Below are 12,589 nucleotides of genomic sequence, written 5' to 3' on the forward strand. Positions count from 1 at the left end.
GTCATGCCCAGGTAGTCGGCGCCCGGAGGGAAAAAGTTCCCGACGTGTCGCAGACCATCCATGGGTCGAAGGACCCTGGCGTCACGGCGGTCGCCGCGTAACCTGTTTTGTCGTGAGCCCAGTCGCGCGTGACTTCGGTGTCGGTCCGGCCGGTGACGTCGTCCGGGACGAGGCCACCGAGTGGGCGCTGACCGCCCGCAACGGCGATCCGGCCGCCCAGTCCGCGTTCGTCCGGCTGACCCAGGCCGAGGTCTGGCGCTTCGCCGCCGCCCTGGTGAGCCCGGACAGCGCCGACGACCTCACCCAGGAGACGTACCTGCGGGCATTTCGGGCCCTGCCCGCGTTCGAGGGTCGCTCCACCGCCCGCACCTGGCTGCTCGGCATCGCCCGGCGGGCCTGCGCCGACCACCTCCGCACTGTCGTCCGCCGCCGCCGGCTCGACGAACGCCTGGCCGGCAACGCCCACACCGACCACCCGCATCCGGACCCCGCCGGGCAACTCGGGGCCACCGACCTCGTGCGCCGGTTGAGCCCCGAGCGACGCGCGGCGTTCGTGCTCACCCAACTGCACGGCCTGTCGTACGCCGAGGCCGCCGCCGTCGAAGGCGTGCCAGTGGGCACCATCCGCTCCCGGGTCGCCCGGGCCCGAGACGAACTCGTCCAGGCGGTCGGCGACGCCCTCGCCGGCTGAGCCGGAACTTCCGGCGGAGACGGAACGACAAATGACCGTGACAGCACCCACCACCCCGGCCAGCCGCTCGTCACTCGTGCGGCAGTGGCTCGGCCTCGCGGTCCGGCTCGGCCTCGCCGCAGTCTGGTTGGTGGCCGGCGCGTCAAAGGTCGGCGACCTGGCCGCCTCCGGCCGGGCCGTGAACGCCTACCAGGTGATGCCGTACGACGTGGCGACCGTGATCGGCGCCGCACTGCCCTTCGTCGAGCTGGCCCTGGGCGTGCTGCTGCTGCTCGGGCTGGCCACCCGGCTCAGCGCGGCGATCTCCGCAGCGCTGCTGCTGGTCTTCATCGCGGGCATCGCGTCGGCGTGGTCGCGGGGTCTGGCCATCGACTGCGGCTGCTTCGGCAGCGGTGGGCAACTCGCCGAGGGACAGGCACCCAGTTACCTCCCGGAGATCCTGCGGGACCTGGGATTCTTGGCGCTGGCCGGATTTCTGCTGATCTGGCCGCGTACGCCCGTCTCGGTGGACGGGTGGCTGTCCGCCGAACCGGCTGTGGAGGACGAGGATGAGTAGTCGCAAGGGGCAGCGGGACGCGGCCCGTGTGGTCCGCCAGCAACTGGCCCGTGAGCGTCGACGTCGCCGCACCATCTGGGTCTCGGCCGCCGCCGTCGCGGTGCTGATCATCGCCGGCCTGATCGGCTGGGCAGCCTGGTCCAGCCAGCGGTCCGACGACTTCACCACCCCGCCCGGCGCCAACGCCGACGGCACCGGCATCGTCACCGGCGGCGGCCCGGTGACCATCGACGTCTACGAGGACTTCCTCTGCCCGGCCTGCAACCAGTTCGAGCAGACCAGCGGGCCCACCCTGGAGCAGTTGGCAGCCGAGAACAAGGCGAAGGTGGTCTACCACCCCGTCGCGTACCTCAACCGCTTCTCCACCACCGCGTACTCCACCCGCTCGTCGGCCGCCTCCGGCTGCGCCGCCGCTGGCGGCAAGTTCCACGAGTACGCCAAGGCGCTCTACGCCAAGCAGCCAGCAGAGGGCGGCGCCGGGCTCAGCGACGACGAACTGATCGACATCGGCGCCGACGTGGGCCTCGACCGGGCCTCGTTCGGCAGCTGCGTCAAGGAGGGCACGTACAAGACGTGGACCGAGCACGTCACCGACGAGGCCAGCCGCAACAACATCACCGGCACGCCGACCATCCTGGTCAACGGGAAGCAGCTCGCCGACCGCAGCCCGCAGGGCCTCACCGCAGCCGTGGCGGCGGCCGGCAAGTGATCCGTACCCTGCTGTCCCGTGCCGGCCTGGTCGCCACCGCCGCCTGCGCGGTGACCCTGCTCACGGCGGCGCCCGCCGCCGCGCACGGCGCGGACGCCCCGGACGGCAGCGACTACCGCACCCGCGTCACTGGCGTCACGCCCGATCAGCGCGGTCTGGAGGTACGGGTCATCGAGGCGGGCGCCCGACTGGAACTGACAAACCGCACCGGCCGCCCGATCGAGGTGATCGGCTACTCCGGTGAGCCGTACCTGCGGGTCGGCCCCGACGGCGTCTACGAGAACACCCGCTCCCCCGCCACGTACCTCAACCGCACCCTCGCCGGGGACACCACCCTGCCAGCCGACGCGGACCCGGCCGCCCCGCCGTCCTGGCGACGCGTCGACGACGGCACCACCGTGCGCTGGCACGACCAGCGGGCGCTCTGGCAGGAGTCGGCGCCACCGGCCGCCGTACGCGCCGCGCCCGACCGCGAGCACCGGGTCCGGGACTGGACGATCCCGCTACGCGACGGTGCCGAGCCGGCGCGGATCAGCGGCACGCTGGACTGGGTGCCGCCGCCGGACGCGTACACCTGGTGGACGGTGACGATCGTGGGGGCGCTCGCTGTGGGGGCGCTCGGCCTGCTCGCCGCCGCCGCGCCGGCCGGAGCCCGGGCGTCGGCCGCGCTGGGCGTGCTGCTTGTCGTCGGCGGCGCGGTCGCCGTGCTCTACCCGGTGGGCCGCGAACTCGACGCCGGCGCCCAGGGCGTCGGCGGGGTGCTCGTCGGGCTGCTGGGCGGGCAGTTGTGGTCGCTGCTCACCGGCCTCGGCGCGATCGCCGCAGGCGCGCACGCGCTGGCCCGCCGCCCGGCCGCCGACTTCGCGGTGGCGCTTGCCGGAGCCTGCCTGGCGCTGTTCGCCGGGGTGGGCAACGCGGCGGTGTTCGCCCGGTCCGTCGCCCCGGTCCCCTGGCCGGCCGATATCGCCCGCGTCCTCGTGGCCGTGGTGCTGGTCACCGGTGCCGGAGCAACCGCCGCCGGAGTCCTACGCCTACACGCCGCCTCCCGAGCCCAAACCCAAACCCGAACCTAGCCCTCGCCCTCCCTCCCCCACCCTCAACCCCCGCGATCTGGCACTTTGTGTCCTCGATACGCGGCTTTTGTCGCTGATGCGGGGGCGGCAAGTGCAAGATCGGCGCGGGTCAGGGGTGTGGGTCAGGGGCGCGGGGGTGGGGTGGGGGTGAAGCCGTGGGGGAGCTCCAGGCGGTGGCGGGCCAGTAGGGCCGCGTCGGCCAGCAGGTCTGGGGTGGGGGCGTCGGCGACTATCCGGCCACCGTCCAGGATCACCGAGCGTTCGCACAGTTCCGCCGCGTACGGCAGATCGTGGGTGACCATCAGCAGGGTCACCGGCAGGCCGCGCAGGATCTCGGCCAGCTCGCGCCGGGCGGCCGGGTCCAGGTTCGACGACGGCTCGTCCAGCACCAGGATCTCCGGGTGCATGGCGAGCACTGTCGCCACCGCCACCCGGCGCCGCTGCCCGAAGGACAGGTGCTGCGGGGATCTGTCCCGGTGCTCGCTCATCCCCACCGCGGCGAGCGCCTCGTCCACCCGGGCGGTCAACTCCGCCCCGCGCAGGCCCAGATTCGCCGGCCCGAACGCCACGTCCTCCGCCACCGTCGGCAGGAAGAGCTGGTCGTCCGGGTCCTGGAAGACGATGCCCACCCGGCGACGCACCTCGGACAGGGTGGCCCGGTCCGGAGTGACGGTCAGCCCACCGACGCTCACGCTGCCCTGCGTCGGGGTGAGGATGCCGTTGAGGTGCAGCACCAACGTCGTCTTGCCGGCGCCGTTGGGCCCCCACAGCGCCACCCGGTCGCCGCGCGGCACCGTCAGGTCCACGCCGTGCAGGGCCACATGCCCATCCGGGTACGCGTACCGGACGCCACGAACGTCCAGCGAGACAGCGGTCTGCACGACTCCGATCATGTCAGCACGACGGCGACGGCAGCGATGGAGGCCGCCACCACCGGCACTGTCGCCGCGACGAGCCACTGGCCGGCGGTCGCCGCACCGTCGCCCTGCCACACGGCGGGCATCCGCCCCGTGTACCCCCGGGACAGCATCGCCAGGTAGACCCGCTCGCCACGCTCGAACGCACGCAGGAACAACGCCCCGATCCCGGCGGCGAATCCGCGCAGCTGCCACAGGAAACGCGGGTCGTCACCCCGCGAGATGCGGGCCACCCGCATCCGCCGCGCCTCACCGACGAGCACGTCCAGGTAGCGCAACATGAACGTGGCGATCTGGGTGAGCACCTGCGGACAGTGCAGCCGGTCCAACCCGACGATCAGGTCCCGGGTGGTGGTGGTCGCGGCCAGCAACAGCGAGACGAGGACACCCAGGGTGCCCTTGGCCAGGATGTTCCACGCCCCGTACAGCCCGTCCTCGGACAACCGCAGCCCCAGCACCTCGACCCGCTCGCCGGCACCGAGGAACGGCAGTGCCACGGCGAACAGCACGAACGGCAGCTCGATCAACGCCCGGCTGAGCAGCCAGCCCGGACCCACCCGGGCCAGCGCCGCCACCACCACTACCAGCAGGGCGTACGCGCCGAACGCCCAGAACGCCTCGCGTGGGGTGGCCACCACGGCGATCGTGAAGACCACCATCGCCGCGATCTTGACCTCGGGCGGGAGCCGGTGCACAGGCGAGTCCGACTCGCGGTACAACACGTGCCCGTGACCGGCGCCCATCCGCGTACCCCCTGATCAGCCGGCGGTGCCGGCGCGGCGCCGACCGTCGTCGGTTGCCGCGTCGTCGAGGGCCGGCGCCTCGCCGGTGGCCGGCGTGGTGCCTGCGGGCTGCGCGGCGCCACGGCGGCGCAGCAGCCAGAAGCCACCGGCGCCGATCGCGAACGTCACAAGCACCCCGAGCACCCCGGACAGACCCGTCGAGACGAAGCTGTTCTCCACGCCCCGCACGCCGTAGTCGGCGAACGGGCTGTCGCCCAGCTCGTGGTCCCGGGCCTGCTGCGCCGGGCAGCTGCCGCCGACGATGTTGTCGTCGGCGTCGACGGTGCAGCCCTTGAGCAGGGAGGAGTCCAGCCCGTCCGGGTGCGACGAGGCGTAGTTGCTCACGACCCCGGCCAGCAGCAGGGCGACCAGCAGACCACCGGCCAGGAACATCCAGGAACGGTTCTTCATCGAACACCTCCGGCGACCGGAACAGCGGGGGTGGCGGGGGAACGCAACGAGCGCAGCGCGTAGACCAGGTCGGGTCGCACCTTCGCCACCGTCAGCACGGTGGTCGCGGTGATCAGGCCCTCACCGATGCCGATCAGCAGGTGGACGCCGGCCATCGTGCCGGCCAGGCCGGCGAGGTTGCCGCCCAGGTCGGTGGTGCCGCCCAGCCAGTACTGGAGGACGAAACCCTGCGACGCCACGACCACGCTGACAAGCGCCGCGACGAACGCCGTCACGGCAAGGCCGGCGCGCGTGCGAGGCAGCACCCGCAGCATCACCGAGATCAGCAGGTACGCCGCGGCGGTACCGAGCAGCGCCATGTTCGTGATGTTGAGGCCGAGCATCGCCACGCCGCCGTCACCGAAGATCAATGCCTGTACGACGAGTACCACCGCCACACAGAGCGCGCCGACCCACGGCCCGACAAGCATCGCGGCGAGCGCGCCACCGAGCAGGTGACCACTCACCCCGGCCGTGAAGATCGGAAAGTTGAGCATCTGGACGGCGAAGATGAACGCCGCCACCAGGCCCGCCATCGGGGCGAGCCGGTCGTCCAGATCCCGCCGACCGCGCAGGACGCAGACGGTGAGCGCGCCGAGCGCCAGCGCCGCGAAGACCGCTGCCACCGGGCCGTCGATGATCCCGTTCGAGATGTGCATCGCCAGTGTTTCCACGCGACCTCCCCGCGTCAGCGGGCCCGTTCCGGGCCAGCGTGAGTCAGCCTATTTCTCAAGACTTGCTGTTGCCATAGCTTGGCAACAATGGATGTTCCTCGTCACTATCAACGCCCGCGAGGCGGTGGCGACGACGACACACCTCCCGGCGGTAGGGTCAGGCCATGACCGCGCCCGACCGCCTCTCCCCCGGTGACCCCGCGCCCGAGTTCACCCTCCCCACCGACACCGGCGACCAGCTCTCCCTTGCCGACCTGCGCGGCCGCAACGTGGTCCTGTACGCCTACCCGGCGGCCATGACCCCCGGCTGCACCAAGCAGGCCTGCGACTTCCGCGACTCACTCGCCTCCCTCCAGGCCGCCGGCTACGAGGTGGTGGGCATCTCCCCCGACAAGCCGGCGAAACTGGCGAAGTTCCGCGAGCGCGACGCCATCACCTTCCCGCTCGTGTCGGACGAGGACAAGGCAGTGCTCACCGCCTACGGGGCGTACGGCGAGAAGCAGCTGTACGGCAAGACCGTGACCGGAGTGATCCGCTCGACGTTCGTCATCGACGCCGACGGCAAGATCGAACGTGCGCTCTACAACGTCAAGGCCACCGGGCACGTCGCCAAGCTGCGCCGCGACCTCGGCCTGGACTGACTGACCTGTCACACCGGGCCGCTACGGTCCGTCAGTGGTCCGATACAAGTACACGCCCGAGGCGCTCGCCGAGGCAGCCGCCGCCGCACGCACCATCACCGAGGTGATGCGGCTGCTCGGCGTACGCGTCAGCGGCGGCTCCCACGCGCACATCAGCCGCCAGCTCAAGCGCTTCGGCATCGACACGTCGCACTTCACGGGCAGCGCCCACAACCGGGGCGCGCGCGGCGAACGGCGCACCACATCGTCACAGCTTCTGGTCGAGCTGCCCGAGGGCTCCCGCCGGACACCGGGGACGCGGCTGAAGTGGGCCTTGAGCACACTCGGCGTACCCGAGGAATGCGAAGAGTGCGGCACCGGGCCGGTCTGGCGAGGCGCTCCGCTGACCCTGCACGTCGATCACATCAACGGCGACTTCCTCGACAACCGGCCACCGAACCTGCGGCTGCTCTGTCCGAACTGCCACAGCCAGACCGCGACCTACGCCGGCCGGGGCAAACGGGGTGGCGAACTCACCGTTCCCGTGCGCGCGGCCGCAGGTGGTGAGGAATCCTCCGGTCCCCCTCGTCGTCGGATGTCGCGGGCGGAACTCGTCGACCTGTTCGCCCGGATCGACGCGCAGCAGATCACAGCCGTGGCAGCCGCACAGCACCTGGGCTGTCGCCCGGCGTCCCTGCAACAAAATGCGGCGGAGACTTGAGCAGGAAGGTCTGGTGACACCGCGGCTGGATCGCCGCTGGCGTTCGCTGGCACACCGCGACACGGTGATAGAACACGCGCTGGCGAATCCGGAGGTCGGGCCGAAGCGACTGTCGGAGATCCTCCGCGACCTGCCCGGCGGCCGATGCACGCTGAGTCACGGCTCGATCTCGGCCATCCTCAGAGAGGCCGGGCTCAACACCGTCGAAGCCCGACGCTTTAGAATCAGCACATTGGCGGGAGTGGCGTAACGGCAGCCGCGCAGGTCTTAGGAACCTGTATCCGAGAGGATGTGGGGGTTCGAATCCCCTCTCCCGCACCGAGTTGCACGTGCGGTTCACGCGCTGCGCATGCTGTCGGCAGGGTCACAACCCCGGGTCGATCGGGCATCTGACCAGCCAGGATTGGCGCCGTGAGCCTGCGTTTCGTCCTCGACCCCGACCTGTCCCCACAGCTGCGCGACGAGATCGTCGCCCTCTGGGTGGACGTCACCAATGCCGGTGGCGCGGTCGGCTTCGTGCCCCCGGTCACCGCCACCGAAGTCCGTACGATCGCCGATCCGACCTTCGCCGGCATCGCCGACGGGCCGGACCGGCTGCTGGCCGGGTACGACGGCGACCGACTGGTGGCGGTGCTTGTCTTCTGCGACAACCGGTTCCCGCTCAAGGCGCACTGGTGTGTGCTGAAGCGGGTGATGGTCCACCCGGACACCCAGGGCACGGGCTACGGGTCGGCGCTGATGCACGAGGCCGCCCGGCTGGGTCGGGAGTTGGGACACGAGGCGCTGCACGTAACGGTGCGTGACGGGCTGGGTCTGGACGGGTTCTACCGCCGCCTCGGTTACCGGGAGATCGGCCGGTTGCCGGGAGCGCTGCGGGTGGCGCCCGGCGACGATCGGGACGAGATCCTCATGTGGCTCGACCTGACCCCGACCGACTGACCGCTCAGCCACCTCGACCGCCGGCCGGTCGGCCACGCCCAGCCCAGCCGACAGACCTGTTCAGCCACACCAGCGGGCGGTGGGCCTTGTCGGGCGGGTGGAGGGCGTCCCGGCTGCCGACGCGTTCGCCTGCGCCACCTCCGCGGGGCGGCGCGCGGGTGTCGGCGTGGCGGCTGGTCGGGTGGTGGCCGGGCGGGCCGACGCCGGCGGTCGCGCTGTCGCGCGCGCGGTGCCGGGCTCGTACATCCGCACGACGCTTGTCTGCACCTGGCCGGGTGTCATCCGGATGCCGGACACGGTGACCTGGTGCCCGTACACGTCGCTGACCCGCACGCTGAACGGGCCGGGACCGGCGCCGGAGGCCAGCAGCCAGTAGTTGTAGTCCTGCCGGGCGGTCGCCCGCCACGGGCCGGTGGTGCCCTGGCGCACCTCGACGGCGCGCAGCGGGTTGCCGTGGTTGCCGATCCGGATGGCGAACCAGAACCGCGACGCGCCTTCCTTGATCCGGAAGGAGAGCGGGCCGGGTAGCGGCGGGTTGACCACGGCACGGTAGGTGATCGGGACGAGGCCCTGGACCGGGTCGGCGATCCGGGCGAAGGCCTCCCGGGACAGGTCGAGGTGGCCGGTCTCGCACTCCGGGCACTGATCCATGATCAGGACGCGGACGGTGCCCTTCGGGCCTGTGACGTCGAGGAAGCCGCCGCAGGCGGCACCGGCGGCGTACTCGGTCGGGCCGAGCGCCACGTAGAGCCGGTTGGCCGGGACGGCCGGGTTCGAGCAGTTGCCGCCGCCACCGTTGGAGTCGTAGAAGGTCGCCTTGCCGCTGTGGGTGGCGGTGCCGGTGGGTGGTGCGGCGGCGAGGGTCCGGCCGGCGGCGCAGGCGGGGGTGGAGCCGGAGCGCAGGGCCAGGGTGAGTCCGAGCGCCGCCGCGAGGACTGTGACGCCGGTGGCGACGAGCCAGGGCAGCGGGCCGGGCCTGGGTGCCGGCGGGTTGTCCGGGGCACGGTCCAGGTCGAGTTCGATGTCGACGTCGGTGCTGCTGACGCCACCGGGAGCGCTTCCGTCGGTCACGTCGGCGATGCTGCCGGACCCGTGTGCGGGCGAACAAGCCGGCTAAGCGAAAGCTAAGACAGCATCGACGGACGGTGAGCGGCGCGTTCCTTCTGCAGGCCGGCGGTCAGCGTGGCCAGGCTCTGCAACTCGCCCGCCAGGCCGGGCCGGTCCCGCAGGACGTCCTCCAGGCGGGCGCGCCACAGCCCGGTCTCGACCGACGCACGGGTGCCGTCGGGGTCGTGCCGGAGCTGGTCGCGGGTCCGTTCGAGCGACTCCTGGCAGGTCGGCCCGAGCAGGTCGCCCACCTGAACGCTGAGCCAGTCGAACAGGTCTTCGTCGCGCGTCGCGCCGACGAGCACCCGGGCCGCTTCCCATGCCACCCGGGGCTGATGCAGGGCCACCATGGCGTCACCTCCAGATTCGACAATCATCGATCGGGGCCGCGGGCGCGGCAATACCTGGCCGGTCAGGGTTCGATGACGATGGGATCGCCAACGTGCAGTGGGCCGCTGTCGACGGGCACCAGGTGCAGTCCGAAGAGGAGTTTCTGCCTGATGTTGCGGTGGCGGCCGAGGGTACGCAGGGGCTCCTTCGTGCGTACCCCGGCTTCCTGGTCGGTGGTGGTGACCACGCAGCGGTCACACGGCCCGGCGGCGCGCATCAGCAGGTCACCGATGCGCACCGGCCGGCCGGCCCAGTCGTCCTCGGCCCACGCCGGCGCCTCGTCGACCACCAGGTTGGGCCGGAACCGGGCCATTGGCACCGCCTGCTCGCCGGCCTCGGCGAGCCATCCGTTGAGGGCGTCGAGGGAGGCTGTGTTGGCAAGCAGCAGCGGGTAGGCGTCGGCGAAGCTGACCTGGTCGCCGGTGTCGTAGTCGCGTTCGTCGGCGGCGAGGTGCCGGGCCGGTCGGGCCAGCCAGACGAGCCGGACGGGCCGGTCGAGCAGTTCGCCGAGCCAGGCGTCGGCCGCCGGGCCGGCGGGTAGCGCGGGCACCGGGATCTTGCGGTGACGGAAGGTGCGGACCGGTACCGGGTCGCCGCCTGTCGGCTCGGGCACGTCGAGGTCGGGCTGCCCGTCGGCGCGCAGCGTCAGGCCGCCCGGGCGCACTGTGGCGCGCAGGCCGACCAGCCGGGTGGTCTCCCGTTGGGTGACGCCGACGCCGGCGGCGTCCACCACCATCCAGCGCCGGTCGCCGGCCAGGCCCCAGGGCTGCACGAGCGCGCCGTCGTGATCGAGGCGGTGACAGCCCTTGACTGGGTACGTGTGGATCGAGGTCAACCGCACCCGGCTACCATGCCACGCCGATGCCGTCGCCGGGGTACCAGTGGTTGGCGGGGCTCTCCCGGTAGGCGAGGAACCGGCGGCCGGTGCGTTCGGCGTGCTCGGCGAGCACGTTGGTGCTTGTGACGTTGTCGGTGAGCAGGATCGCGCCGGGTGCGAGTTTCGGTTCGACAGCGTCGAACTCGCGCTTCTCGTGGGCGCGGCTGTGGTCGCTGTCGTGCAGGAACAGGTCGACGGGGCGGTCCAGCGCGCCGATCGAGGCGATCGAGTCGCCGATGACCAGGTCGACGACGTCGGACCAGGGTTCGCTGCGGGCCAGGTAGCCGGCTTCGGGGTTGATGTCCAGCGAGGTGACGCGGCCCGGGTGGCCCTCCTTGGCGTTGCGCAGCAGGGCGGCGGCCAGCACGCAGGTGCCGAGTCCCTTGTCGACGCCGGTCTCGACGATGTGCGTGGGACGGGTGGCGCGGACGATGGCGTACCAGCCGATCCGGCGGGCGTAGCGGACCTGCCTGTCGGCCAGGCCGCGACGGGCGGCGCCGGCGGTGGCCCGCTCGATGTGCTGGCGCAGCGCCTGATCGGACTCGATCTCGCCGAGCCATTCGCGGACCTGAGTGACCGGTCGGTCACAGACCACGCTGACGAACCAGGCCAGGTGGTTGCGGCTCAGCTTGGTCAACTCGTACGTGTAGTTGTGATGTTCACGGGAGGTGACAAGCCACCGGGCCGAGACGCGCAGCACCTTGGCGTCGTGGCGGGCGACACGGGCGAGCCGCTTGGGGAACGCGGCGACCGGGGCGAGGGGAGTGCGGGCGATGGCCCGTCGGAGCTTCGTTGCGTCCACGGCTGGTTCATACCAGGTTCGCGCCACCGTGTGTCGGAAAACTATTCAGTCGCCATGCGGACCGCGCTGGAAGTGACAGGGGTACCTGGTCGTAACGCGAAATCAGTAGCATCGCGCCTATGCAGTATCGCCAGGAGCACGCGGAGCCCGAGACGGAGTTCATCGCGGCGCAGTCACCATCGGAACCCACGACGGAGGCGCCGCCGAAGCGCCGTCGCCGGTGGCGAAAGGTCGTTCTGATCACCTTCGTGGTCCTGGCGTTGCTCGCCGGCAGCGGCATGGTCGCCGGAGGGCTCTACTTCCGTTCCATCAATTCGGGGATCGAGCGTGTCGACGCGTTCGGCAACGTGCCCGAGGCCGAACGCCCGCAGGTGGCCGAGAAGGCCAAGGGCGCGATGAACATCCTCATCCTCGGCAGTGACACGCGTGACCCGGAGAACACCGGTGGTTCCCGCACCGACACCATCATCCTCGCGCACCTGCCGAAAGACCGGTCCAGCGCGCAACTCATCTCGATTCCCCGGGACACGTGGGTGCCGGTGCCGCGCTCGAAGGAGGGCCGGGGCGGCCGGGACGCGAAGATCAACGCATCGTTCGCGTGGGGTGGCGTTCCGTTGATGGTGCAGACGGTGGAGAAGTTCACAGGCGTCCGCATCGACCACGTGACGATGGTGGACTTCTCCGGTTTCAAGGAGATCGTCGACGCGCTCGGTGGCATCGACATCACCGTGGAGAAGGGGTTCACCTCGACGCACTCGCTGAACCCGGACAGCCGACGGACGTTCAAGGCCGGCACCCAGACGTTCGACGGGGCCGCCGCGCTCGACTACGCCCGCGAGCGGTACGCCTTCGCGGACGGCGACTTCAGCCGGATCAAGCACCAGCAGCAGGTCATCAAGGCGATCCTCGACAAGGCCGCCTCCGGTGGCACCCTTGCCAACCCCGGCAAGTTGAACTCGTTCGTCCGGGCCACCGCCAACGCCGTCGCGGTGGACGAGTCGATGTCACTGGTGGATCTGGCGATGGAATTGCGGCACCTGCGCAGCGGCCAGCTCGGCTTCTACACCTGCCCCACAAAGGGCACCGGCATGATGGGCACCGAGAGCGTGGTGCTCGCCGATGTCGCGAAGGCCCGCACGCTCTTCGACGCGGTACGACGCGACTCGGTCGACGAGATCACCGCAAACCAGCCCAGTTCCTGACCGACAGGGCGCAGTTGGATTCATCCAAACGGCCCTGTTGACTGATGCGATGTGGTCATATTCTGCCTTCGCCCCGGCA

17 protein-coding genes and 1 tRNA gene are annotated in these 12,589 nt (G+C 71.2%); 10 read left to right on the plus strand and 8 right to left on the minus strand.

What is annotated here, in order from left to right; translation table 11 throughout:
• Nucleotides 1-112: 112 nt before the first annotated feature.
• From ACLQ23_RS00180 to ACLQ23_RS00195, 4 genes are read left to right on the plus strand one after another with little or no spacing between them, the layout of a single operon-like run.
• Nucleotides 113-691: a sigma-70 family RNA polymerase sigma factor gene (locus tag ACLQ23_RS00180; RefSeq protein ID WP_355592171.1), complete on the plus strand. Its 579-nt coding sequence runs from the start codon at nucleotides 113-115 to the stop codon at nucleotides 689-691.
• Between the two features lie 31 nt (nucleotides 692-722).
• Nucleotides 723-1,247 carry a MauE/DoxX family redox-associated membrane protein gene (locus ACLQ23_RS00185; RefSeq protein ID WP_355592173.1) on the plus strand — a complete coding sequence of 175 codons (525 nt, stop codon included), beginning with the start codon at nucleotides 723-725 and terminating at the stop codon, nucleotides 1,245-1,247.
• Nucleotides 1,240-1,956: a DsbA family protein gene (locus ACLQ23_RS00190; protein WP_355592175.1), complete on the plus strand. Its 717-nt coding sequence runs from the start codon at nucleotides 1,240-1,242 to the stop codon at nucleotides 1,954-1,956. The genes ACLQ23_RS00185 and ACLQ23_RS00190 overlap by 8 nt, the downstream gene beginning before the upstream one ends.
• Complete coding sequence (locus ACLQ23_RS00195) at nucleotides 1,953-3,029, plus strand: hypothetical protein (RefSeq protein ID WP_355592177.1); 1,077 nt, start codon at nucleotides 1,953-1,955, stop codon at nucleotides 3,027-3,029. Before ACLQ23_RS00190 ends, ACLQ23_RS00195 begins: the two co-directional genes overlap by 4 nt.
• A 122-nt stretch (nucleotides 3,030-3,151) precedes the next feature.
• Here ACLQ23_RS00195 and ACLQ23_RS00200 read toward each other — a convergent pair whose 3' ends face one another.
• From ACLQ23_RS00200 to ACLQ23_RS00215, 4 genes are read right to left on the minus strand one after another with little or no spacing between them, the layout of a single operon-like run.
• The gene (locus tag ACLQ23_RS00200; protein ID WP_355592179.1) at nucleotides 3,152-3,922 is read right to left on the minus strand and encodes an energy-coupling factor ABC transporter ATP-binding protein; all 771 of its coding nucleotides are present in this window, start codon (nucleotides 3,920-3,922) and stop codon (nucleotides 3,152-3,154) included.
• Complete coding sequence (gene cbiQ / locus ACLQ23_RS00205) at nucleotides 3,919-4,689, minus strand: cobalt ECF transporter T component CbiQ (RefSeq protein ID WP_355592181.1); 771 nt, start codon at nucleotides 4,687-4,689, stop codon at nucleotides 3,919-3,921. The genes ACLQ23_RS00200 and cbiQ overlap by 4 nt, the downstream gene beginning before the upstream one ends.
• A 15-nt stretch (nucleotides 4,690-4,704) precedes the next feature.
• Complete coding sequence (locus ACLQ23_RS00210) at nucleotides 4,705-5,139, minus strand: PDGLE domain-containing protein (protein ID WP_355592183.1); 435 nt, start codon at nucleotides 5,137-5,139, stop codon at nucleotides 4,705-4,707.
• The gene (locus tag ACLQ23_RS00215) at nucleotides 5,136-5,852 is read right to left on the minus strand and encodes an energy-coupling factor ABC transporter permease (protein ID WP_355592185.1); all 717 of its coding nucleotides are present in this window, start codon (nucleotides 5,850-5,852) and stop codon (nucleotides 5,136-5,138) included. The genes ACLQ23_RS00210 and ACLQ23_RS00215 overlap by 4 nt, the downstream gene beginning before the upstream one ends.
• Nucleotides 5,853-6,016: 164 nt before the next feature.
• Between ACLQ23_RS00215 and bcp the strand changes: the two genes are divergently transcribed.
• From bcp to ACLQ23_RS00240, 5 genes are all read left to right on the plus strand, one after another.
• A complete protein-coding gene (gene bcp / locus ACLQ23_RS00220; protein WP_355592187.1) occupies nucleotides 6,017-6,493 on the plus strand; it encodes a thioredoxin-dependent thiol peroxidase in 477 nt (158 codons plus the stop codon).
• 34 nt (nucleotides 6,494-6,527) lie between these two features.
• Nucleotides 6,528-7,193 carry an HNH endonuclease signature motif containing protein gene (locus tag ACLQ23_RS00225; protein ID WP_355592189.1) on the plus strand — a complete coding sequence of 222 codons (666 nt, stop codon included), beginning with the start codon at nucleotides 6,528-6,530 and terminating at the stop codon, nucleotides 7,191-7,193.
• A gap of 13 nt (nucleotides 7,194-7,206) precedes the next feature.
• Nucleotides 7,207-7,443, plus strand: coding sequence for a hypothetical protein (locus tag ACLQ23_RS00230; protein ID WP_355592191.1), 237 nt, complete (start codon nucleotides 7,207-7,209; stop codon nucleotides 7,441-7,443).
• A tRNA-Leu gene (locus ACLQ23_RS00235) sits at nucleotides 7,429-7,511 on the plus strand. The genes ACLQ23_RS00230 and ACLQ23_RS00235 overlap by 15 nt, the downstream gene beginning before the upstream one ends.
• A 93-nt stretch (nucleotides 7,512-7,604) precedes the next feature.
• Nucleotides 7,605-8,132 (plus strand): GNAT family N-acetyltransferase, encoded by a 528-nt coding sequence (locus ACLQ23_RS00240; RefSeq protein WP_425880210.1) that lies wholly within the window; start codon nucleotides 7,605-7,607, stop codon nucleotides 8,130-8,132.
• A 60-nt stretch (nucleotides 8,133-8,192) separates the two neighbouring features.
• Here the strand turns inward: ACLQ23_RS00240 and ACLQ23_RS00245 are convergent, their stop codons facing one another.
• The 4 genes from ACLQ23_RS00245 to ACLQ23_RS00260 all read right to left on the minus strand — a co-directional run bounded on the left by ACLQ23_RS00245 (nucleotide 8,193) and on the right by ACLQ23_RS00260 (nucleotide 11,308).
• The gene (locus ACLQ23_RS00245; RefSeq protein WP_355592193.1) at nucleotides 8,193-9,203 is read right to left on the minus strand and encodes an expansin EXLX1 family cellulose-binding protein; all 1,011 of its coding nucleotides are present in this window, start codon (nucleotides 9,201-9,203) and stop codon (nucleotides 8,193-8,195) included.
• A 53-nt stretch (nucleotides 9,204-9,256) separates the two neighbouring features.
• Complete coding sequence (locus ACLQ23_RS00250) at nucleotides 9,257-9,589, minus strand: hypothetical protein (protein WP_355592195.1); 333 nt, start codon at nucleotides 9,587-9,589, stop codon at nucleotides 9,257-9,259.
• Between the two features lie 62 nt (nucleotides 9,590-9,651).
• Nucleotides 9,652-10,470: an MOSC domain-containing protein gene (locus ACLQ23_RS00255; protein WP_425880211.1), complete on the minus strand. Its 819-nt coding sequence runs from the start codon at nucleotides 10,468-10,470 to the stop codon at nucleotides 9,652-9,654.
• A gap of 4 nt (nucleotides 10,471-10,474) precedes the next feature.
• Entirely contained in the window at nucleotides 10,475-11,308 is an 834-nt protein-coding gene (locus ACLQ23_RS00260) for a class I SAM-dependent methyltransferase (protein ID WP_355592197.1), read from the minus strand.
• Between the two features lie 119 nt (nucleotides 11,309-11,427).
• Here ACLQ23_RS00260 and ACLQ23_RS00265 point away from each other — a divergent pair, with 119 nt between their 5' ends.
• On the plus strand, nucleotides 11,428-12,510 hold the full coding sequence (locus tag ACLQ23_RS00265) for an LCP family protein (RefSeq protein ID WP_355592198.1): 1,083 nt from the start codon (nucleotides 11,428-11,430) through the stop codon (nucleotides 12,508-12,510).
• Nucleotides 12,511-12,589: the final 79 nt, after the last annotated feature.

The organism is Micromonospora sp. DT41, from assembly GCF_049841715.1.
GTDB classification, from domain to species: Bacteria; Actinomycetota; Actinomycetes; order Mycobacteriales; family Micromonosporaceae; genus Micromonospora; species Micromonospora profundi.

What these genes read in the sequence shown, in the direction of transcription:
- bcp (WP_355592187.1), top strand. Translation starts at nt 6,017, where the DNA reads ATGACCGCGCCCGACCGCCTCTCCCCCGGTGACCCCGCGCCCGAGTTC.
- cbiQ (WP_355592181.1), bottom strand. Translation starts at nt 4,689, where the DNA reads ATGGGCGCCGGTCACGGGCACGTGTTGTACCGCGAGTCGGACTCGCCT.
- ACLQ23_RS00185 (WP_355592173.1), top strand. Translation starts at nt 723, where the DNA reads ATGACCGTGACAGCACCCACCACCCCGGCCAGCCGCTCGTCACTCGTG.
- ACLQ23_RS00210 (WP_355592183.1), bottom strand. Translation starts at nt 5,139, where the DNA reads ATGAAGAACCGTTCCTGGATGTTCCTGGCCGGTGGTCTGCTGGTCGCC.
- ACLQ23_RS00200 (WP_355592179.1), bottom strand. Translation starts at nt 3,922, where the DNA reads ATGATCGGAGTCGTGCAGACCGCTGTCTCGCTGGACGTTCGTGGCGTC.
- ACLQ23_RS00265 (WP_355592198.1), top strand. Translation starts at nt 11,428, where the DNA reads ATGCAGTATCGCCAGGAGCACGCGGAGCCCGAGACGGAGTTCATCGCG.
- ACLQ23_RS00190 (WP_355592175.1), top strand. Translation starts at nt 1,240, where the DNA reads ATGAGTAGTCGCAAGGGGCAGCGGGACGCGGCCCGTGTGGTCCGCCAG.
- ACLQ23_RS00250 (WP_355592195.1), bottom strand. Translation starts at nt 9,589, where the DNA reads ATGGTGGCCCTGCATCAGCCCCGGGTGGCATGGGAAGCGGCCCGGGTG.